The organism is Caulobacter sp. UNC358MFTsu5.1 (assembly GCF_000712075.1).
Lineage (GTDB): Bacteria > Pseudomonadota > Alphaproteobacteria > Caulobacterales > Caulobacteraceae > Caulobacter.
On the sequence record NZ_JONW01000005.1, the window covers coordinates 1,284,420 to 1,304,489 of the forward strand.

The following is a 20,070-nucleotide window of genomic DNA, read 5'->3' on the forward strand; positions in this document are numbered from 1 at the left end:
CGAGCCCGGTCTTGGGGACACGCCGCGAGGGCATGTCCCCGCGCGGGGATCGAGCCGCCTTTATCCCCGCTAGCGGCGGGAAAGGACAGGACCGCCCTGCTGACCTGGCGGGAGGAGATCAAGTCGCATCGGCCGGGCCTGCTGGCGAGCCGGGCCGACGCCATGAATCCGTGATCGGTCTGGCTCGAACACCGAAAGACAGACAAAGATCGGCCCGCATGGGTCTCGACCCCGTCTCTCGTCGTTCTATGGTCAAGCCCCATGCGTCGCCGCGGGATGGTCCGTTTGACAGCCGAGAACACCGACGGCCTGCGTCTCAGAGCCCGACTGCGCGCCCTCTATCACGGCGCCTCGCCCACCTCGGTGCGGTTCCGCTACGGGATCATCGTCATCGACCTGGCGATCATCGCCTTCTTCGTCGCCGCGCCGCTGATGCGCCGGCACGGCTGGACCTTCTATGCGATCGACTACGGGGTGGCGGCCTTCCTGGCCCTGGACCTCCTGGCCCGGGCCGTCGCCCACGGCGAGATCAAGGCCTGGCTGAAGAAGCCGATCACCTGGATCGACCTGTTCGTGCTGGCCACCCTGCTGTTCCCGGCCTGGCTGTTCAATTTCGGCTTCCTGCGGGTGGTGCGGCTGTGGACCCTGATCCACAGCGAGTTCTTCTGGCGCACGGTCGGCCGGCGATACGACGACACCCGGGTGGAGCAGATCACCCGCGCGGCCTCCACCCTGGTGACTTTCGTCTTCGTGGTGACGGGCTTCGTCTATTCCAGCTTCGCCGGACGGCACGCGGGCATCGGCGGCTATGTGGACGCCCTCTATTTCACCGTCACCAGCCTGACGACCACCGGCTATGGCGACGTCACCCTGCCGGGGGTCTGGGGCAAGCTCCTGTCGATGGCGGTGATGCTGGGCGGGGTGTCGCTGTTCATCGGCCTGATCCAGTCGATCCTGCGGCCGCACAAGGTGACCTTCCCCTGCCCGTGCTGCGGCCTGCGCAAGCACGACCCCGACGCCGTGCACTGCAAGGCGTGCGGCCAGGTGCTGAACATCCCCAACGACGGCGATTAGCCGAGCGAGGTCTGGCGCCCGGCGGCTTTTGCGATACCGTCACGATCCATAAAGCGCCGCTTCGCGCGGTCACCCCTGTCACGACAGTCGCCGGATCCCCAGATGCGCAGTCTGCTTCTCGCCCTCCTCGCCTCCACGAGCCTGATGACCTTCTCCGACGCCCAAGCCGCCGATCCCGCTCCCGCCAACACCGAAGCCCGCACGCCCCTGGCCGAGCTGGGCAAGGACGATCCCTACAAGTGGATGGAGGAGATCGAGGGCGAAAAGCCGCTGGCCTGGGCCAAGGCCGAGAACACCCGCAGCCTGGGCGTGCTGCAGGGCGACAGCCGCTACGCCGGCCTGGAAGGCCAGGCCCTGGCCATCCTCAACGCCAAGGACCGGGTGCCCGGCGTGTCGTTCGCCGGCGACGGGACCCTGCGCAACTTCTGGCAGGACGCCGACCACGTGCGCGGCCTCTGGCGCGCGACCACGCTGGACAGTTACCGCACCGCCACGCCCGCCTGGGAGACGATCCTCGACATCGACGCCCTGGCCAAGGCCGAGAACGCCAACTGGGTGTTCAAGGGCGCCGGCTGCCTGCCGCCCGACGAGACCCGCTGCCTGGTCACCCTGTCGAACGGCGGCAAGGACGCGGTGACGATCCGCGAGTTCGACACCAGGACCAAGGCCTTCGTGCCCGGCGGCTTCGTCCTGCCCGAGGGCAAGCAGAACGTCAGCTGGCTGGACCAGGACACCCTGCTGGTGGCCCGCGAATGGGAGCCGGGCCAGGTGACCCAGTCGGGCTATCCCTACGTGGTCAAGACGCTGAAGCGCGGCCAGGCCCTGGCCGAGGCCAAGGAGCTGTTCCGGGGCACGCCGGAGGACGTCTCGGCCTCGGCCTACACCCTGACCGACGCCGACGGGAAGGTCGTGGCCGTGCTGGCCAATCGCGGGGTCAGCTTCTTCGAGGCCGAGACCCATCTGCTGACCGACAAGGGCGCGGTGAAGCTGCCCTTCCCGCTCAAGCACTCGATCCAGGGCTATGTCGCCGGCCAGCTGGTGATGTCGCTGGAGCAGGACTGGCCCGAGAAGGGCTTCAAGACCGGCGACCTGATCAGTCTGGACCTGGCGGCCCTGAAGGCCGACCCGGCCAAGCCCGCGCCCGTCCTGGTGCTGCGCCCCACCGCCAGGCAATCGGTCGAGAGCGTCACCACCACCCGCGACAAGCTGGTGGTCGGCCTGCTCGACAACGTCACCGGCGCGGCCCTGGCCTACAGCCACGGCCCCAAGGGCTGGACCTCGCAGAAGCTGGCCCTGCCGGCCAATTCGACGATCGGCCTGGGCTCGGCCTCGCAGAAGGACGACCGTCTGTTCGTCAGCGTGACCGGCTATCTGACCCCCTCGACCTACTGGCTGGCCGACGCCGCCTCGCTGAAGCTGGAGCAGGTCAAGGCCTCGCCGGCCCGCTTCGACGCCTCGACCCACGTGGTCGAACAGTTCGAGGCGACCAGCAAGGACGGGACCAAGGTCCCCTACTTCGTGGTCCGGCCCAAGGGCGTGAAGTACGACGGCCAGGCGCCGACCCTGCTCTACGCCTATGGCGGCTTCCAGGCCTCGATGACCCCGGCCTATTCGGGGGTGATGGGCAAGCTGTGGCTGGAGCGCGGCGGCACCTATGTGGTGGCCAACATCCGCGGCGGCGGCGAGTTCGGGCCCGCCTGGCACAACGCCGGCCTCAAGGAGAACCGCCAGCGGGTCTATGACGACTTCTTCGCCGTCTCCCAGGACCTGATCACCCGCAAGATCACCTCGCCGCGCCGGCTGGGGATCATGGGCGGCAGCAACGGCGGCCTGCTGATGGGCGTGGCCCTGACCCAGCGGCCCGAGCTCTACAACGCCATCGTCGTGCAGGTGCCGCTGTTCGACATGATCCGCTACACCCAGATCGGGGCCGGGGCCTCGTGGGTGGGCGAGTACGGCGATCCGACCATCCCGTCCGAGCGGGCGGTGATCGCCAAGTACGACCCCTATTCCAACCTCAAGGCCGGCCAGAAATATCCGGAGGTGTTCATCGAGACCTCGACCAAGGACGACCGCGTCCACCCGGCCCACGCCCGCAAGGCGGCCGCGCGGCTGGAGGCGTTGGGCTATCCGGTGCTGTACTACGAGAACATCGACGGCGGCCACGCGGCCAGCGCCAACCTGGCCGAGACGGCCCGGCGCCAGGCCCTGGAATATGTCTACCTGTCGAAGAAGCTGATGGACTGACGGGGCATGGACGGCCCGGAGCGTCATGTTTTCCGGGCCGTAAACCCTAGTTCAATCTATCGGGGCCAGTATCCGTCCTCGAATTTCCGGCGTCCGCCGGATCGAGGTTTGCCTTGAAGATCGACGTCTTCCCCGCCCTGGAACTGCCCGCGGAGGTCGCCGCGGCCTGGTCGGCCGTCCAGGCCGGCGAGCCGCGCCTCGACAGCCCGTTCCTGTCGCCCCAGTGGGCCCAGGCCGTGGCCCGGGCGCGCGGGCCGACCAACGGCGCCAGGGTCGCGGTCCAGTCCGACGCCGCCGGCCGTCCCTCGGGCTTCCTGGCCGTGCGCAAGCGCGGCTCCACCGCCATGCCGGTCGGCGCGCCGATGAGCGACTACCAGGCCCTGGTGGCGCGCGACGGCTTCCGCGCCGATCCGCGCGCCATGCTCCGGGCCCTCGGCGTCTCGCGCTACGACTTCTGCCACATGCTGGCCGACGACCCGGCCTTCCAGGGCTGCGCCCGCGGACGGGACGTCTCCTGGGTGGTCGAGGTCGCCGACGGCTACGCCGCCTACGAGGCCGAACGCAAGGCGGCCGGGGTCGGCGCGCTGAAGGACATCGACAAGAAGCGCCGCAAGGTCGAGCGCGAGGTCGGCCCGACCCGCTTCACCGCCCTGTCGGACTCGCGCGCCGACTACGACCAGCTGATCGCCTGGAAGCGCGCCCAGCTGGCGGCCACCGGCCAGACCGACCTGTTCAAGTCCGCCTGGGTCATGCGGCTGATGGACGAGCTGCTGGAGACCCGCGATCCGGCGTTCGGCGGCGGGCTCTACACCCTGCACCTGGGCGACGAGCTGGCGGCGGTGCATTTCCACCTGCGCGGCGGCGCCACGATCCACGGCTGGCTGATCGCCCACGACCCGAAGTTCGAGCGCTATTCGCCGGGCCTGCTGCTGTTCCAGGACATCCTGAAAAGCCTGGACGACGGTCCCTACAAGCGCCTGGACCTGGGGGCCGGCGACTACCGCTTCAAGCGTGAGCTGTCGAACCGCCAGCAGGGCGTGATGTTCGGATTCCTGGGCGCGCCGTCGGTCTCGACCCTGGCGCGCACGGCGGTCTACGGCCTGCGCGAGGTCGCCGAGGCCCTGCCCCTGGGGCCGGTCTCGGCCCTGCCGGGCAAGGCGATGCGGCGGCTCGACGTCCTGCGCGGACTGAGCTGACCGTCGGTCGTCTTGGAAGCCTCGATCAGGACGCGCGTGCGATCAGGGCGATCACACCGGTCCAGAGCATGAGATTGACCGCCGAAATAAGCAGAAGCCAGGCAAGGCGGCTCTGACGGCCGTCCTGCCGCGCGCGAAACGCAACGCCGCGAACCCCATGACCCATGGTTTCCTCCAAAGCTCTCTACTGGAGCTTGAGTCGGATGAAACTCCCGTTCCCGGGCACGCGCAAGCAAGTTTGATCGGCTGTCCCAGGACAATCTCGAAATTGTGACGCCGACCGTCCGCGGGGCCGCGCTAGGGCGCGACCCCGTTGATCCGAAGGGCCGGCGGATCGATGCGACCCGCCTCCCAGGCCCGGGTCCAGCCCAGGCGTTTGACCGGCTCGCGGAAGGCGAAGCGCAGCAGGTGCTCGGCGACCACGTCCTCGAGCTTGGCCAGCCCCTCCAGGTCGACCGCCTCGATCGTGACGTCCAGGCCCTCGGGGTCGGCCAGCATGCTGCACGTGCCCAGCGGCAGCGGGATCAGGGCCGAGACGTCGTCGTACGTCACCTCGAACCTGTGACCCCAATGCTTGGCCAGCTGGATCATGTAGCGCGTGGCCTTGTCAGTGTTCAGGCGCGCGTGGCTCTGCATCGGTCAGACCCCTTCGATGGCCGCGGCCGCGTCGTCCATGACCTTGGCGATCGCGGCCACCTGTTCGGGGGTCAGCGAGCCGGAGGTCAGCTTCAGGCGCAGGGCGGTCTTGAGGTTCTCGCGGGCCCGCATGATCTGCGGCGAGAAGGCGGCGCTCTGGGCGGCGGCTTCGGCCATGCGGGTGAACAGGCCGTGGACCGGCTGGCTGTTGCTTTCCAGGAAGGCCTGGCCTTCGTCGGTGATCGTGTAGAGCTTCTTGCCGCCGCCGGCGTCGGCCGCGGTGACGTAGCCCAGCTCTTCCAGCAGGGTCAGGGTCGGATAGATCACGCCCGGGCTGGGGGTATAGGCGCCGCCGGCGGCGGTCTCGACGGCCTTGATCAGCTCGTAGCCGTGGCTGGGCTTGTCGGCGATCAGCTTCAGCACGACCAGGCGCAGGTCGCCGTGGTCGAAGAACCGGCCCATGCGGCCGCCGCGACGATGATGGCCTTCATGGCCGCCGTGGAAGCCGAACGGATGGCGGCCGAAATGCGCGCCGTGGGGACCGCCGTGGCGGCCGTGGTGGGGATGATGACGTCCAAACATGTGTGTTTTAGATCCTGTTTCGTTATATCGGACTTACAGATATATCGGATTGAACGATCGTCAAGACCGTTTTTCGATATATCTGATATCAGTCTAAGAAAAAGGGGCGCGCCACGATGGCGCGCCCCTTCGTGAAGCCTAGGCTCCCGGCGGAACCGGGAAGCCGCGGTTGCGCATCAGGGCGCCGATCTTCACGTCCCGGCCGCGGAAGCGGCGGAAGGCCTCGCCCGCGTCGATGGTGTTGCCCACGCTCATGATGTCGTCGTGCAGGCGCTTGGCCACGTCCTTGTCGTAGAAGCCGCCGGGCGCCTCCTCGAACGCCTCGGCCGCGTCGGCGGTCAGGGTGTCGGCCCAGATGTAGTCGTAATAGCCGGCCGAATAGCCGTCGCCCGAGAAGATGTGGCCGAACTGCGTGGGCCGGTGGCGCATGACGATCTCGGACGGCAGGCCGATCTCGGCCATGGCCGATTTTTCGAACGCCGCCGGGTCGATCGCTTGGCCCTTGGTCGCCAGGTGGATCTTCATGTCGTAGATCGCCGAGGCCAGGTACTCGACGGTCGAGAAGCCCTGGTTGAAGGTCTTGGCCTTCTCGATCTTGGCCACCAGCTCGTCGGGGATCGGCTTGCCGGTCTGGTAGTGGACGGCGAACTGGGTCAGCACGGGCTTGGTCGGCAGCCAGTGCTCGTTCAGCTGGCTGGGGAACTCGACGAAGTCGCGGGCCACGTTGGTGCCGGCCAGGCCGGGATAGTTCACATCCGAGTTCAGGCCGTGCAGGGCGTGGCCGAACTCGTGGAACATGGTCGAGGCGTCGTCCCACGAGATCAGCACCGGCTCGCCGGGCTTGCCCTTCACGAAGTTGCAGTTGTTGGAGACGATCGGCGTGACCACGCCGCGGAACTTCTCCTGGGTGCGGTACTCGCTCATCCAGGCGCCCGACTGCTTACCGGCCCGGGCGTAGGGGTCGAAGTACCACAGGCCCACGCGCTGTCCGCCCTTGGTCACCTCCCAGACGCGCACGTCCGGATGGCAGACGGGCACGTCCTTGATCTGGGTGAAGGTGAAGCCGTAGAGCTGGCCCGCCGCCCAGTGGATGGCCTCGCGCAGCTTCTCCAGCTGCAGGTAGGACTTCACCACGTTCTGGTCGAGGTCGTAGCGCGCCTTGCGCACCTTCTCGGCGTAGTGGCGGTAGTCCCAGGGCGCGATCTTGAAGGTCGCGCCTTCCGCGTCGGCCACCTTCTGCATGTCGGCCACTTCTTCATGGACGCGGGCCACGGCGGGCTTCCAGACCTGCATCATCAGGTCCATGGCCGCGTCCGGGGTCTTGGCCATCTGGTCGTCGGTGATCCAGTGGGCGTAGGTCGGGAAGCCCAGCAGCTGGGCCTTCTCGGCGCGCAGCTTGAGGATGTCGGTGATCACCGCCTTGTTGTCGTGGGCGTCGTTGTTGTCGCCGCGCGACACCCACATCTTCCAGCCCTTCTCGCGCAGGTCGCGACGGTCGGAATAGACCAGGAAGGGCTCCATCGACGAGCGGGTGTTGGTGATGAGCCACTTGCCCTTCAGGCCCTTCTCCTCGGCGGCCGCCGCGGCCCCGGCCTTCACCGAGTCCGGCAGGCCGGCCAGGTCGCCCTCGCCCAGCTCCAGGGTGTAGCCCTCCTCGTCGGCCAGCTCGTTCTGGCTGAACTTGGTGTAGAGGCTGGCCAGGGCCTGGTTGATCTGGCCCAGGCGGGCCTTCTTGGCGGCGTCCAGCGCCGCGCCCTGGCGGGCGAAGCTGTTGTAGACCACCCAGGTCAGGCGTTTCTGCTCGGGCGTCAGGTTCGCGGTCTCGCGGGCGTCGTAGACGGCCTTGATGCGGGCGAACAACTGCTCGTTCTGGATGATCTCGTCGCTGAACGCCGCCAGCTTGGGCGTGCTTTCGGCCTCGACCTTCTGCATGGCCGCGTCGTTCATGGTCGAGGTGAACACCCCGAACAGCGCGCCGACCCGGTTCAGGGTCCGGCCCGAGTCCTGATAGGCCGCCAGGATGGTCTCGAAAGTCGGGGCCGAACGCTTGGCGGTCAGGGCGAACAGCTCCTGGCGCTGCTCGGCCATGGCGGCTTCGAAGGCCGAGGCGAACAGCTCGGGCTTGACCTTGTCCAGCGGCGGCAGGCCGCCGTGCGGCCCGGTCCAGGGCGCCAGCAGCGGGTTGCCGGACGCGGCGGCGGGGGTGGCGGCTTTGACGATCATGGGCATCAGGGCGGTCGCGCTGGCGGCGGCGAGGAAGGAACGACGCTTCACGGCGGGTCTCCGGAAAATGGGAAGCTGGACCCTAGAGCGTCGCGCGGTCCCAAGGTAAGCGCTTTCGCGCGGAATTCGTCCCATGGAAGATGAATTCGACGACAGGAACTCGCGCCCGCCCGTTCCGCCGGGGCCGGTTCGTGCGCGATCGGGACTGCACGGGTTCGGCGCCAGAATCTCAAGCGGGCCGCGTGGACGGCCGGGCGAGGGCGGGGTAAGCCAGGATCATGTCCATCGGCGTCTTCGACTCCGGCGTGGGCGGCCTCACGGTCCACCGCGCCCTCGTGAACCGTCTGCCCCAGGCGGACTTCACCTATCTGGCCGACCAGGCCAACGCCCCTTATGGCGGGCGGCCCGGCGAGGAGGTCGTCGCCCTGACCAAGGCCGGCTGCGAGCGCCTGTTCGACACGGGCGCCAGCCTGGTGGTCCTGGCCTGCAACACCGCCTCGGCCATCGCCCTGCGCCGCCTGCAGCAGACCTGGCTGCCGGGCTACCGCAAGTCGCTGGGCCGGCCGATCAACGTGCTGGGCATCATCGTGCCGACCATCGAGGCCGCCACCGGCCTGCCGTGGGAGCACGAGGCCGAGCGGCGCGGCGACAAGGTCGAGCAGCTGGACGTGCTGGGCGTGTTCTCGACGCAAGGCACGACCAATTCGCGCGTCTACGAGATCGAGATCGACAAGCGCAAACAGGACATCGCGGTCTTCTCCCAGCCCTGCCCGGACCTGGTGCCGATGATCGAGGCCGACGCCGGCGTCGTGGATCTGGCCAAGGCGGTCGACGGCTATGTCCAGGCGCTGAAGACCCGCATCGGCCGCTATCCCGACCGCGCGGTGCTGGGCTGCACCCACTACGAGATCATCGCCGACATCTTCCGCGCCGCCCTGCCGGCCGGCACGCCGGTGATCCACCAGCCGGCCTCGACCGCCGACGCCCTGGAGCTCTACCTGCAGCGCCACCCGGAGTTCGACCCCGGGACCGGCGGTTCGCGCAAGTTCCGGACCACCGGGACGCCGGGCCCGCAGAACGGGCTGGTGGAGAGCTTCTGGGGCGGGCCGCTGGCGTTCGAGAAGGCTTAGAGGCGGCTTACCCGAGCGTCCGGGCGGCGAACGCTTGCCCCCTACGGGTCGCTCCGCGACCGTCTTCCCCCAAAGGGGGAAGAGCCTCGCGCCTCAGGCTCCGCCGCCTATGGGGGCGGACAGACCGCGAAGCGGTCAGGTGGGGGCAAGTGGCGACTTGACGCCGAGGCCGCACGCGCCACCCTTCCTCCAAACGGGAGGGGCCACCTCATGAAACACCTGCTGATCGCCGCCGCGCTGGCCCTGGCCGCCACCGCCGCCCGCGCCGAAGTCGTCGACGCCCAGCCCAACGGCTTCGAGGTCAAGCGCGTCGCCGTGCTGAACGCCCCGGCCGACAAGGTCTACGCGGCCCTGGCCCAGCCGTCGCAGTGGTGGAGCAAGGACCACACCTGGTCGGGCTCGGCCGCCAACCTGTCCCTGGCCCCGATGGCCGGCGGCTGCTTCTGCGAGAAGCTGCCGAACGGCGGGTCGGTCATGCACATGACCGTGGTCTACGCCCAGCCCGGCCAGGCCCTGCGCCTGTTCGGCGCCCTGGGGCCGCTGCAGATGTCCGGCGCGGCCGGCCACCTGGGGTGGGCCCTGGCCGAGAAGGACGGCAAGACCACCCTGACCCAGACCTTCGACGCCGGCGGCTACATGAAGGGCGGGCTCGACAAGATCGCGCCGGGCGTCGACGCGGTGCTGGGCGAGCAGCTCGACCGGTTCAAGGCCTATGTCGAGACGGGCAAGGCGCCGTAGGGCCTCGAAACGCTGCTATCCCGGACAGCCCCTGCGGGCTTCCGGGATGACACCCGTTGGGGCGCCTATTTCTGCCAGCTGGCCTTCTGGCTCATCAGCCACGAGAAGTCGGCGGTCAGCTGACCCGACTGGTTCCCCTTGCCGGTCTTGGGATCGTACGAGGTCCAGACCCCGGCCGACGAGTGGCAGCCCATGCAGCTTTCGGTCTGGTAGATCAGGGTGTTGATCCCGGGGGTGATCGGCTTGCCCTGGTTGTTCAGCACCGAGTTCCAGACGGGCGGCTGGGCCGCGCCCGAGGCGGGGCAGGCCTGGCCGTTGGGCAGCTCCTCGCCGTGGCAGGCCTCTTCGTTGCCCTTCTGGAAGTAGGTCTCCATCGTCACGTTGGTCAGGAAGACCGGGGTCGGGTTGCCGCCGGGCTTGTTGGTCACCGCGTTGGGCAGGCCGCCGTTCCACGGGGAGGGCGGCGCCGTCGGGTCGGTGGGCCACTGGGTGTCGATCAGCTGGTAGTACTGCCAGACCGAACCCTGGGCCTTGAGCGCCGCCTGGGCCTGGCGGTTGAGGGCCACCTTGTCGCCGGGGATCGGGATTCCGCGCCAGGCCTGGGTCGGGATGCGCGGATAGACGCCGGACTTGTCGGCCTGGGGCAGCTGGTCGACCGCGCAGATCGGGCAGTTGGGGTCGAAGAACGACGGCTGCAGCTTGGGATGGGCCACCGTGTCGACGTCCAGGTTGTCGACCTGTTCGAAGGTGGACCAGATCCATTGCGGCGAGGTGGTGCTCTTGTGGCCGATGTGCATGCCGACCAGGCCCACGGTCACCTTGCGCTCCAGCTGCTTGCCGTCCGGTCCCTGGTCGATGATCACGGCGGGGCTGGTGTAGAAGCGGCTGAAGTCGTCCTTGCCCGCCTTCAGGATCCGCCAGGCGAACTTCAGTTCGAACGAGCCGCTCCAGTCCTTGCCCGGCGTGCCCAGCGGCATGGCCACGGTCTTGCCGGCCTTGGAGAAGGCGACCTGGCCGTTGATGTTGTAGAGGCTGTTGTCGCAGAGATAGCCGACCTCGTTGGGGTCGATCATGATCTCGTAATAAACGAACTCGCCGTTCTGATCGATCATCGGGCCCGAGAAGGCCTGGTTGATGTCGCTCAGGTCGCCCAGGTTGGCGGCGTTCAGCTCGCCCACGGCCGACAGCACGCCCAGGAACCGGGTCGCGCGCGGATCGGCCTTGACGGCCTGGGCCGAGAACGGAAGCAGGCCCTTGCTGACCGGCTTGGCCAGGTCGCTGCGCACCAGCGTCAGGGTCCGCGCCTTGGGCGTCTGACCGCAGGCCGCGGGCCGCGCGCCGTCGGTCTGGAAGATCGAACTGGAATTGTGCCACAGCGTCCAGTGCGGCTGGCCGAACTTGGTGTCGGTCAGCTTCGGCGCCGCCACGCCCTGGCTGTTGGTGGGCCAGTTCAGCGCCAAGAACATCTGCCAGGAATAGAGGTCGAACTCGCGCTGCACCTCGGAGAACTTCTGGACCTTCTCCAGCTGCTTCTTCAGGGCGATATCGACGTCACCCGGCATCTGCGGCGTCAGTTTCGGCGCGAAATTGGGGAAGGCCGCCAGATAGGCCGGCTTGGCCGGCGGCGCCGCGTCGATCGCCTTGGCGGCGAACAGCGCGCCCCCGCCCGCCAGGCACACCAGGGTCGCGGCCAGCGCCCGCCAGCCGATCTTCCGTTCCGTTCCCGAGATTTTCATCACGCCCTCCGCCCGTTGTCGCTCCGCCCGTTGTCGGCCGGGTCCGCGCAAGGCCGCGCCATGCGTCATGGGCCCGAGCTTCGCCACAGGCTGATCACTCAAAAGGAGAAACGTCAACACATAAACGCTATGGTAGATATGCCCGGTCTTTCAGGGGCCTCGAAAGTCCGGGCGAAGAACCAGCCGCGCCAGGGTTTCGCCCCATGGCGGAGCCCAGCCGCGAGTCGAAAGATCGGCGCGAAACTTCGTCGCCGAGGGCCTTCCAATGATCGACGCTTTCGCCAAGTGGCTGGAGGCCGCCCCGACCTGGCAGATCGGCCTGGTCCTGCTCGCGGCCATGTTCGTGGCGTCGCTGTTCGGGGAATGGCTGAGCGGGCGCACGGCCAAGGCCAAGACCAAGGATGGGGACGACGGCGGCAAGGAGGGCTACATCGTCTCGGCCACACTGGGCCTGCTGGCCCTGCTGATGGGCTTCACCTTCTCGCTGGCCGTCGACCGCTTCGAGGCCCGGCGACTGCTGGTGCTCGAGGAGTCCAACGCCATCGGCACCACCTATCTGCGCACCCAGATGCTGGAGCCGGTCGACCGCGCCCGGATCAGCAAGATGCTGGTGGATTACACCGACAACCGGATCGCCCTGGCCAAGGCCCCGATCGACCAGGTCCCGTCGCTGCTGGCCAGGAACGACCAGATGCTGACCGACCTGTGGACCGCGACCCTGGCCGCCTGGCCGTCGATCAAGGGCCTGGACTTCTCAAGCGCGTATCTGGACAGCATGAACAACATGATCGACCTGGACGCCGCGCGAAAGGCCGCCCGGCTGGCCCGGGTGCCCAGCGCGGTGTTCTTCGTGCTGTTCGTCTACGTGATCACCTCGGCCGGCGTGCTGGGCTATGCAGGCGCGAACAAGGAAGGGCGCGGGGCGACCGCGTTCCTGTTCATCCTGCTGACGATCTCGCTGCTGCTGACCCTCGACATCGACCGCCCCCGCAGCGGCCGGATCACGGAAAGCCAGGCGCCGATGGAACGGCTGAAGGCCACGCTGGCCAGCCAGCCGCCGGAGGTGTTCGACCGGTTGTCGACGGGGAAGACCCCGCCGCCCGCCGCCGTCCCGAAACTGGAAACGGCGATACCGGGCCGCTGATATCAAAACGCCCCTGGTCCGGGCCGGACCAGGGGCGTTCTCGATCTCTTCGCCTAGCGTGATTTTTTCACGCGCCGGCTTTCCCTTCGCTCGAAGCGCCTCAGCCGGCGGCCTGGACGTCGTCGCCGGTGGCGCCCAGCAGGGCCATCTGCAGGCGCGAGCGGTCGCGGCGAGCCGATTCCAGGGCGCCTTCGGCCAGGGCGGCCTCCGAGCGGATCCGTTCGATCTCGGCCTGCATCTCGGCGATCTTCTCGTCGTGGGCGCGGCGGGTCTCGTCTTCCGAGGCCTGCAGGGCCTCGAAGCGGGTGCGCAGTTGGGCGGCGCGTTCCTCGGCGCGCTTGAGCGCCTTCTCGTGGGCCCCGACGGTCTTGGCCAGCTGGTCGGCGCGCTCGATCGCGGCGGCGCGGGCGGTGTCGACGCCGGCGTGACGGCCGCGCAGGTCCTCGACCTCGTCCTCCAGGTTGCGGACCCGTTCCAGGGCGCGCTCCAGGGCGACGTTCAGGTCGCCGGCGCGGCGCTCGACGGCCTGCTGCTGGGCGCTGGAGTCGTTGAGGCGGGCCGAGATCTGGCCGTTCATCTCTTCCAGCTTGTCGGCGCGGCCGGTGGCGGTCTCCAGGCGGGTCTGCAGGGCCAGCACCTCGGCGCGGCCGGACTCGACCTGGGCTTCCAGGCCGCGGATCGTGCGGGCGCTGTCGGCCTGGACGGTGGTCAGGGCGTTGTCGGCGGCCAGGACGCGGGCGCGCTCGGCGGCGACCTGGGCTTCCAGTTCGGTCTCGATGCGCGACAGGCGGGCCACGTCGGCGCCGGCCTGCTCCAGGCGCTTCTTCAGGGTGCCCAGCTCTTCGACCTGCAGGGCCATCTGCTGCTTGGCGGCAGCCAGGAAGGCCTCGGACTCGCCGCGACGGGCGTCGATGTCCTGGGTCTGGACGCGCAGGGTCTCGACGTCCTGGGTCAGGTGCTCGGCGCGGGCGGTGGCGTCGCGCAGCGAGGCCTCCAGGCCGCCGACCTTCAGCTCGGACTGCTGCAGGCCGTTGCGCAGGCGGTCGATCTCCAGGGCGCCGTCCTCGAGGGCGACGTCCAGTTGCTGGCGGCGCGCGTCGGATTCGGTCAGGGCGGCTTCGGAGGTCGCCAACTTGGCGGACAGCTCGCGTTCCTCGGCCTGGGCGGCGGCCAGCAGGCGGGCGGCCTGTTCGTGGGCGGCGCGCAGGGCGATCAGCTCGGCGTGCTCGGCGCGGCGGGCCTCGAACTCCTCGGCGACCGGGGCGCGGATCTCGGAGAGCAGCGGCTCGATGGCGCGCAGGTGCTCGACGACGCGGCTGATGCTGTCCAGCCCGCCGTGGATGGTCTCGTAACGGACGCCGATCGCCTGGGTCGCCTCGATCAGGCCGGCGCCGTCGCCCTCGGGGCGATCGTTCTCGGCGGCCAGCATGACCGGCTTGACGCCGCCCTTGGTGTTGCGATCGCCCTTAGACAGCAGCCTCATGTCGTGCCCACCTTCTAACGATCTGCGGAAACAACGCCCGTCGCGTTGATTCGACCCCTGGCCGCGCAGAATCATTTGCCCATTCGTTAACAGGATAGCCCGCGGTCAAGATTGCTGTCGAGGTCAAGATCGCGCGTTCGGCGAGAGGCGCATTGACGCATCGCCGAACGCACGAAAGCCGCCGCGACGGCCCGGAAAGGGCGGTCGCGACGGCTTTCTGGCGCGGTTCGAGAGGCTTCCGCCTCGCGGGTCAGGCGGCTTCCTGCTCGGCGGGAACGGCCGGCTCCAGGCGGATCATGTAGTCGAAGGCCGACAGGGCCGCCTTCGAGCCCTCGCCCATGGCGATGATGATCTGCTTGTAGGGCGTGGTCGTGGCGTCGCCGGCGGCGAACACGCCGGGCAGCGAGGTCTCGCCGCGATGGTCGACCTCGATCTCGCCGCGCGGGGTCAGGGCCACGCCGGTGTCCTTCAACCACTCGGTGTTGGGCACCAGGCCGATCTGCACGAACACGCCTTCCAGGTCGACGGTATGGACCTGGTCGTGGTTGCGGTCCTTGTAGGTCAGGCCGGTGACCTTGGCGCCGTCGCCCAGCACCTGGGTGGTCAGGGCCGAGGTGACGATGCGCACGTTGGGCAGGCTGGCCAGCTTGCGCTGCAGGACGGCGTCGGCCCGCAGCTGGCTGTCGAACTCGATCAGGGTCACGTGGGCGACGATGCCGGCCAGGTCGATAGCCGCTTCGACGCCGCTGTTGCCGCCGCCGATCACCGCCACGCGCTTACCCTTGAACAGCGGGCCGTCGCAGTGCGGGCAGTAGGCCACGCCCTTGTTCTTGTACTCGGCCTCGCCGGGCACGTTGATGTTCCGCCAGCGGGCGCCGGTGGCCAGGATCACGCTGCGCGACGCCAAGCTGGCGCCGTTCTCGAGCTTCACCTCGATCAGGCCGCCCGGGGTCTTGGCCGGGACCAGGCCCACGGCCTTCTGCAGGTTCATGATGTCGACGTCGTAGTCCTTGACGTGCTGCTCCAGCGCCGAGGCCAGCTTGGGGCCTTCGGTGTGCGACACCGAGATGAAGTTCTCGATGGCCATGGTGTCCAGCACCTGGCCGCCGAAGCGCTCGGCCGCCACGCCGGTGCGGATGCCCTTGCGGGCCGCGTAGATCGCCGCCGCGGCGCCGGCCGGGCCGCCGCCCACGACCAGGACGTCGAAGGCGTCCTTGGTCTTGATCTTCTCGGCGGCGCGATCGGCCGCGCCGGTGTCCAGCTTGGCCAGGATCTGCTCAAGGCTCATGCGGCCCTGGCCGAACGGCTGGCCGTTCAGCAGGATGGTCGGCACGGCCATGACCTGGCGCTCCTCGACCTCGGCCTGGAACAGGGCGCCGTCGATGGCGACGTGGCTGATGTTGGGGTTCAGGGCGGCCATGGTGTTCAGCGCCTGGACCACGTCCGGGCAGTTCTGGCAGCTCTGCGAGAAATAGGTCTCGAAGCGGAACTCGCCCTCCAGGGCGCGGACCTGGTCCAGCACCTCGGCGTCGAACTTGGGCGGGTGGCCGCCGACGTGCAGCAGGGCCAGCACCAGCGAGGTGAACTCGTGGCCCAGCGGCAGGCCGGCGAAGCGCACATCGGCGCTTCCGTCGGCGCGGGCGATGGCGAACGAAGGCTTGCGGGCGTCGTCGCCGGCCAGGTTCAGGCTGACCTTGTCGGAGGTCTCGGCCACGGACTCGAGCAGCGCGCGCATGTCCTTGGAACCCTGGCCCTCGCCCAGCGAGGCGACCAGCGTGATCGGCTGGCGCAGGTTCTGCAGATAGGCTTTCAGCTGGGTCTTCAGACCATCGTCCAACATGGCGGGGCTCCGACTGCGGGGCGCGCAAATCCAAGGGGGAGGGAGACGCGGCGCCGGATTTTGGAATTTGGTGGGCGTCGCCGCCGGTTCCGTGGGCTGACGGAACCGGCGGCGCGCCGTGCCGCGGCCCGAAGGCCGCGACAAGCCGAGGAAGGTTTAGATCTTGCCGACCAGGTCGAGCGACGGGGCAAGGGTCTTTTCACCCTCTTCCCACTTGGCCGGGCAGACTTCGCCCGGGTGCGACGCGACGTACTGGGCGGCCTTGATCTTGCGCAGCAGTTCGATGGCGTTGCGGCCGATGCCTTCGGCGGTCGTTTCGGTGAACTGGATCACGCCTTCCGGGTCGATGAGGAAGGTGCCGCGGTCGGCCAGGCCGACGCCCGGGCGCATGACTTCGAAGTTGTTGGTGATGACGCCCGAGGGGTCGCCGACCATGACGTACTGGATCTTGCCGATCGCCGGCGAGCTGTCGTGCCAGGCCTTGTGCGAGAAGTGGGTGTCGGTCGACACCGCGTAGATCTCGACGCCCAGACGCTGGAACGTGGCGTAGTTGTCGGCCAGGTCTTCCAGCTCCGTCGGGCAGACGAAGGTGAAGTCGGCCGGGTAGAAGAACACGACGGACCACTTGCCCTTCAGGTCGGCGTCGCTGACCTCGACGAACTTGCCGCCCTTGTAGGCCTGGGCGGTGAAGGGTTTGATCTGGGTGTTGATCAAGGACATGAAGTTCTCCTGCAGGAATTGCGAGGAGCCTTGTAGGGAAGGGAAATCGATAGGGCCAATCGATTGTTTCATTCTCGATGATAGGGTCACTCTATGCGTCGGCTCGCCGGCCTTCGCAGGTGCAGCAGAGAAAGCGCCAATTGTCTTTTGATTTCCGATAGATCGGCCCTATCTAAGCATCATGCTCCCGACCCTCCGCCAGCTGCAGTATCTGAAGCTCCTGTCCGAGCACGGCTCGTTCAGCCGGGCGGCCGAGGCCTGCCACGTCACCCAGCCGACCCTCTCGGCCGGAATCCAGGAGCTGGAGAAGATTCTGGGCGCCCCGGTGGTCGACCGGGCCCGCTCGGGCGTCATCCTGACCGCCGCCGGCCAGGAGGCCGTGCGCCGGGCCGAGGCGATCCTGGCCCAGGCGGAAGACCTGGTGCAGGCGGCGCGCGGCGCGGGCCAGCCCCTGGCGGGCCGCTTCCGCCTGGGCGTGATCCCCACCGTCGCCCCCTATCTGCTGCCTCGCGCCCTGCCCGCCCTGCGCGACCAGTTCCCCAAGCTGAAGCTCTATCTGCGCGAGGACCTGACCCATCGGCTGATCGCCGCCCTCAAGTCGGGATCGCTGGACGCCGCCCTGATCGCCCTGCCCTACGACATGACCGGCCTGGAATGGGCCCATGTCGAGGACGACGAGCTGCTGGCCGCCGCCCCGGCCAACCACCGCATGGCGGCCTTCGACCGCGTCGATCCCGACAGCCTGCGCGGCGACGACATGATCCTGCTGGAGGACGGCCACTGCCTGCGCGACCACGCCCTGGCCGCCTGCGGGCTGGAGCCGCCGCGCGGGGCGGGGATCGGCGACGAGGAAAGCTTCGCCGCCACCTCGCTGCCCACCCTGGTGCAGATGATCGGCTCGGGCCTGGGCGTGTCGTTCCTGCCGTCGATGGCGGTGGCGGCGGGCCTGGCCCAGAACGCGCCGGTCACCATCCGCCCCCTGAATTCAGACCATTCCAGCCGCGAGATCGTCGTGGCCTGGCGGGCGGGCTCCAGCCGGGGCGCCGAGGGCCGCCTGCTGGCCCAGACCCTGCGCGACCTGCCGCCCGCCGCGCTTTCGCCACGGCACTAGGATACCTATCCTCTAGCCACGCTTTCTGGAGACGAGGACGGTCATGGTTCGACGGATATCGGCGCTGATCGGCGGCGCGGCCCTCGCCCTGGCCGCCTCGGTCCTCCCCGCGACGGCCCAGGCGCCCGCGCCCCAGACCGTCCAGCTGGTCCCGCAGGATCCCGGCAGCGCCGTGGTCGAGGAGCTGTGGGTCGTCGCCCGCCCGCCCGGCCCGGCCCTGTGGCTGGTCGAGAAAGGCCAGGCCAAGCTCTATGTGGTCGGGTCGGCCCCGCCCCTGCCGCACCAGCTGAAATGGGACAGCCCGCGCCTGGACCGCGCGCTGGGCGAGGCCAGCCTCGTGCTCGTCCCGCCCGAGGCCTCGGTCGGCCCGCTGCAGATCACCAAGTTCTTCCTGACGGGCGGGGGCGGCGTGCGCCAGCCGTTCGGCAAGAAGCTGGAGAACCGCCTGCCGCCCGACCTCAAGACCCGGTTCGTCAACGCCCGCGAGCAGGCCCAGCGCACCGCCGTGCCCTACAAGGACTGGAAGCCGGCCGTGGCGGGCTTCATCCTGCTGTCGGACTTCCGCCAGGCGGCGGGCCTGTCTGAGGCCAAGCCGGTCAGCACCATCGAGCGCATGGCCAAGGCCAAGGGCGTCAAGGTCAAGGCGATGAGCCAGTACCGCCTGGGCCCGATCCTCGCCAGCGCCGGCAAGCTGTCGGACGAGGCCAACCTGGCCTGCCTGAACGACGCCCTGACCGAGCTGGAATACGACGCCCAGCACAACACCACGATCGGGACCGACTGGGCCAACGGCGACCTGGCCAGCGTGCGGGCCCGCTATTCGACCTCGGCGATCCAGCGCTGCGTGGCGCGCGCGCCCGGCGGTCCCGGCCTGCTGGCCCAGCAGATCGGCCAGTCCGCCGACGCCCTGAACGAGGCCCTGACCCGCCCCGGCGTGACCGTCGCCGTGGTCGACCTGGCCTTCCTGCTGCCCGCCAACGGCGTGCTGGACCGCCTGAAGGCCTCGGGCGCGACCATCACCTCCCCGGCCGGCTAGGAGACCGCCGCCATGCGCCTGCTCGGCATCGACCACGTGGTGATCCGCGCCCGCGATCCCGCCCTGATGGAACGCTTCTACACGCAGGTGCTGGGCTGCGCGGTCGAGCGCCGCCAGGACGCCATCGGCCTGGTGCAGCTGCGGGCCGGGGCCCAGCTGATCGACCTGGTCGACGTCGCCGGACGGCTGGGCAAGATGGGCGGCGCCGCGCCGGGCGCCGACGGCCACAACATGGACCACCTGTGCCTGCGCGTGATCGACTTCGACGTCGAGATCGTCCGCGCCCATCTGGAGGCCCACGGCGTGGCGATCGGCGACGTCGGCGAACGCTACGGCTCAACTGGCGAGGCGACCTCGCTCTACCTGACCGACCCCGAGGGCAACGGCCTGGAGCTGCGCGGCTAGCCGGCCTCGACCGGGGCGTGAACGCCCCGGCCGAAACCGCGTGGACCAGATCAGTAGGTCAGGCGACCGTTGTTGTTGCCGATGTTGTTCAGCGGCAGGCTGGTGGCGTTGCTGCCGCCTCCGCTGTTGCGGCACAGGGCCGACAGGGTGGCGCCCTGGGCGTTGGCGGTAATCTGGATGTTGCCGCAGCTCTTCTGGAAGGTGCTGTCGCCGCTCCCTTGCTTGAGCGTGCCGTTCTGGTTGGTGATGCCCGTCAGCACCAGCGACGAGCCGGTCGCCGAGCCGTCGGCGCGCAGGCACATGGCGCTGACCGTCGCCTGGCTGGCAGCGCTGTAGCCGAAGGCGATGTTGGAGCAGGTGTTCTGGAAGCCGCTGGCCGCGGCCGCCGGCGAAGCCGCGCCCAGAACCAGCACCGAACCGACCCCGGCCAGAGCCATGGCGGTCGCGCCGGCGAGATTGAAGATCTTGGACATGGTGTCCTCCCTTTTGTTGCCCGCCGCGACGGGTTGTCCATCGCGGAGAATACGCGCAATACGCGTATGATTTGATATCACAACTTCTGAGAGCTGCATCAAGGCCTAAACAACCCTGGCCTTCAAAGCTCGCCCGGCGTCGCGCTTTGACTCCCCGCCCCCTTTCGTGCATAAGCGCGCGCTTCCGGCGCTTTATCAGCAGCGCCTCCACCGTCACGACCCCGGCCTGTTAGCGCAGGATCCATCCGGACGAGGACGGCGAGGACCCCCATCGACGTGATCGTCCATGGGGGCTG

Annotated in this window: 17 protein-coding genes; 9 read left to right on the forward strand and 8 right to left on the reverse strand. The window is 68.9% G+C overall.

Features of this window, described 5'->3' with window-relative positions:
• Window positions 1-276: 276 nt before the first annotated feature.
• The 3 genes from BR39_RS0107900 to BR39_RS0107910 all read left to right on the forward strand — a co-directional run bounded on the left by BR39_RS0107900 (window position 277) and on the right by BR39_RS0107910 (window position 4,517).
• Window positions 277-1,074, forward strand: a complete 798-nt coding sequence (locus tag BR39_RS0107900) for a potassium channel family protein (protein ID WP_029909474.1) — start codon at window positions 277-279, stop codon at window positions 1,072-1,074.
• A 102-nt stretch (window positions 1,075-1,176) separates the two neighbouring features.
• Entirely contained in the window at window positions 1,177-3,321 is a 2,145-nt protein-coding gene (locus BR39_RS0107905) for a prolyl oligopeptidase family protein (protein ID WP_029909477.1), read from the forward strand.
• Window positions 3,322-3,434: 113 nt separating this feature from the next.
• A complete protein-coding gene (locus tag BR39_RS0107910; RefSeq protein ID WP_029909480.1) occupies window positions 3,435-4,517 on the forward strand; it encodes a GNAT family N-acetyltransferase in 1,083 nt (360 codons plus the stop codon).
• Between the two features lie 297 nt (window positions 4,518-4,814).
• Here BR39_RS0107910 and BR39_RS0107920 read toward each other — a convergent pair whose 3' ends face one another.
• The 3 genes from BR39_RS0107920 to BR39_RS0107930 form a co-directional block, all read right to left on the reverse strand.
• Entirely contained in the window at window positions 4,815-5,153 is a 339-nt protein-coding gene (locus BR39_RS0107920; protein WP_029909483.1) for a DUF2218 domain-containing protein, read from the reverse strand.
• A 3-nt stretch (window positions 5,154-5,156) separates the two neighbouring features.
• The gene (locus BR39_RS0107925) at window positions 5,157-5,735 is read right to left on the reverse strand and encodes a PadR family transcriptional regulator (protein WP_029909486.1); all 579 of its coding nucleotides are present in this window, start codon (window positions 5,733-5,735) and stop codon (window positions 5,157-5,159) included.
• 138 nt (window positions 5,736-5,873) lie between these two features.
• Window positions 5,874-8,009: a M3 family metallopeptidase gene (locus tag BR39_RS0107930; RefSeq protein ID WP_029909488.1), complete on the reverse strand. Its 2,136-nt coding sequence runs from the start codon at window positions 8,007-8,009 to the stop codon at window positions 5,874-5,876.
• A gap of 227 nt (window positions 8,010-8,236) precedes the next feature.
• Here BR39_RS0107930 and BR39_RS0107935 point away from each other — a divergent pair, with 227 nt between their 5' ends.
• A complete protein-coding gene (locus BR39_RS0107935; RefSeq protein ID WP_029909490.1) occupies window positions 8,237-9,088 on the forward strand; it encodes a glutamate racemase in 852 nt (283 codons plus the stop codon).
• Between the two features lie 210 nt (window positions 9,089-9,298).
• On the forward strand, window positions 9,299-9,826 hold the full coding sequence (locus BR39_RS0107940) for an SRPBCC family protein (protein WP_029909492.1): 528 nt from the start codon (window positions 9,299-9,301) through the stop codon (window positions 9,824-9,826).
• Window positions 9,827-9,891: 65 nt separating this feature from the next.
• On the opposite strand, the gene BR39_RS0107945 is transcribed toward BR39_RS0107940, so the two are convergent.
• Complete coding sequence (locus BR39_RS0107945; protein ID WP_029909494.1) at window positions 9,892-11,562, reverse strand: hypothetical protein; 1,671 nt, start codon at window positions 11,560-11,562, stop codon at window positions 9,892-9,894.
• A gap of 265 nt (window positions 11,563-11,827) precedes the next feature.
• On the opposite strand from BR39_RS0107945, the gene BR39_RS0107950 reads away from it, so the two are divergent.
• Entirely contained in the window at window positions 11,828-12,706 is an 879-nt protein-coding gene (locus BR39_RS0107950; RefSeq protein WP_197026655.1) for a hypothetical protein, read from the forward strand.
• 100 nt (window positions 12,707-12,806) lie between these two features.
• Here the strand turns inward: BR39_RS0107950 and BR39_RS0107955 are convergent, their stop codons facing one another.
• The 3 genes from BR39_RS0107955 to ahpC all read right to left on the reverse strand — a co-directional run bounded on the left by BR39_RS0107955 (window position 12,807) and on the right by ahpC (window position 16,749).
• Entirely contained in the window at window positions 12,807-14,189 is a 1,383-nt protein-coding gene (locus BR39_RS0107955; RefSeq protein ID WP_029909497.1) for a hypothetical protein, read from the reverse strand.
• A gap of 250 nt (window positions 14,190-14,439) precedes the next feature.
• Window positions 14,440-16,029, reverse strand: a complete 1,590-nt coding sequence (gene ahpF, locus BR39_RS0107960) for an alkyl hydroperoxide reductase subunit F (RefSeq protein ID WP_029909500.1) — start codon at window positions 16,027-16,029, stop codon at window positions 14,440-14,442.
• Window positions 16,030-16,185: 156 nt separating this feature from the next.
• A complete protein-coding gene (ahpC, locus tag BR39_RS0107965) occupies window positions 16,186-16,749 on the reverse strand; it encodes an alkyl hydroperoxide reductase subunit C (RefSeq protein WP_029909503.1) in 564 nt (187 codons plus the stop codon).
• Between the two features lie 178 nt (window positions 16,750-16,927).
• On the opposite strand from ahpC, the gene BR39_RS0107970 reads away from it, so the two are divergent.
• From BR39_RS0107970 to BR39_RS0107980, 3 genes are read left to right on the forward strand one after another with little or no spacing between them, the layout of a single operon-like run.
• Window positions 16,928-17,860 carry a hydrogen peroxide-inducible genes activator gene (locus BR39_RS0107970; RefSeq protein ID WP_081916583.1) on the forward strand — a complete coding sequence of 311 codons (933 nt, stop codon included), beginning with the start codon at window positions 16,928-16,930 and terminating at the stop codon, window positions 17,858-17,860.
• Between the two features lie 43 nt (window positions 17,861-17,903).
• Window positions 17,904-18,896 (forward strand): TraB/GumN family protein, encoded by a 993-nt coding sequence (locus tag BR39_RS0107975; RefSeq protein ID WP_029909508.1) that lies wholly within the window; start codon window positions 17,904-17,906, stop codon window positions 18,894-18,896.
• 12 nt (window positions 18,897-18,908) lie between these two features.
• A complete protein-coding gene (locus BR39_RS0107980; RefSeq protein WP_029909511.1) occupies window positions 18,909-19,301 on the forward strand; it encodes a VOC family protein in 393 nt (130 codons plus the stop codon).
• Between the two features lie 50 nt (window positions 19,302-19,351).
• Here BR39_RS0107980 and BR39_RS0107985 read toward each other — a convergent pair whose 3' ends face one another.
• Entirely contained in the window at window positions 19,352-19,774 is a 423-nt protein-coding gene (locus BR39_RS0107985; RefSeq protein WP_029909514.1) for a CVNH domain-containing protein, read from the reverse strand.
• Window positions 19,775-20,070: the final 296 nt, after the last annotated feature.

Bases quoted from the DNA above. Each gene is read 5' to 3' on its own strand.
- BR39_RS0107950 (WP_197026655.1), top strand. From the start codon at position 11,828: ATGATCGACGCTTTCGCCAAGTGGCTGGAGGCCGCCCCGACCTGGCAG.
- ahpF (WP_029909500.1), bottom strand. From the start codon at position 16,029: ATGTTGGACGATGGTCTGAAGACCCAGCTGAAAGCCTATCTGCAGAAC.
- BR39_RS0107975 (WP_029909508.1), top strand. From the start codon at position 17,904: ATGGTTCGACGGATATCGGCGCTGATCGGCGGCGCGGCCCTCGCCCTG.
- BR39_RS0107920 (WP_029909483.1), bottom strand. From the start codon at position 5,153: ATGCAGAGCCACGCGCGCCTGAACACTGACAAGGCCACGCGCTACATG.
- BR39_RS0107925 (WP_029909486.1), bottom strand. From the start codon at position 5,735: ATGTTTGGACGTCATCATCCCCACCACGGCCGCCACGGCGGTCCCCAC.
- BR39_RS0107900 (WP_029909474.1), top strand. From the start codon at position 277: ATGGTCCGTTTGACAGCCGAGAACACCGACGGCCTGCGTCTCAGAGCC.
- ahpC (WP_029909503.1), bottom strand. From the start codon at position 16,749: ATGTCCTTGATCAACACCCAGATCAAACCCTTCACCGCCCAGGCCTAC.
- BR39_RS0107940 (WP_029909492.1), top strand. From the start codon at position 9,299: ATGAAACACCTGCTGATCGCCGCCGCGCTGGCCCTGGCCGCCACCGCC.
- BR39_RS0107980 (WP_029909511.1), top strand. From the start codon at position 18,909: ATGCGCCTGCTCGGCATCGACCACGTGGTGATCCGCGCCCGCGATCCC.
- BR39_RS0107935 (WP_029909490.1), top strand. From the start codon at position 8,237: ATGTCCATCGGCGTCTTCGACTCCGGCGTGGGCGGCCTCACGGTCCAC.
- BR39_RS0107985 (WP_029909514.1), bottom strand. From the start codon at position 19,774: ATGTCCAAGATCTTCAATCTCGCCGGCGCGACCGCCATGGCTCTGGCC.
- BR39_RS0107945 (WP_029909494.1), bottom strand. From the start codon at position 11,562: ATGAAAATCTCGGGAACGGAACGGAAGATCGGCTGGCGGGCGCTGGCC.
- BR39_RS0107905 (WP_029909477.1), top strand. From the start codon at position 1,177: ATGCGCAGTCTGCTTCTCGCCCTCCTCGCCTCCACGAGCCTGATGACC.
- BR39_RS0107955 (WP_029909497.1), bottom strand. From the start codon at position 14,189: ATGAGGCTGCTGTCTAAGGGCGATCGCAACACCAAGGGCGGCGTCAAG.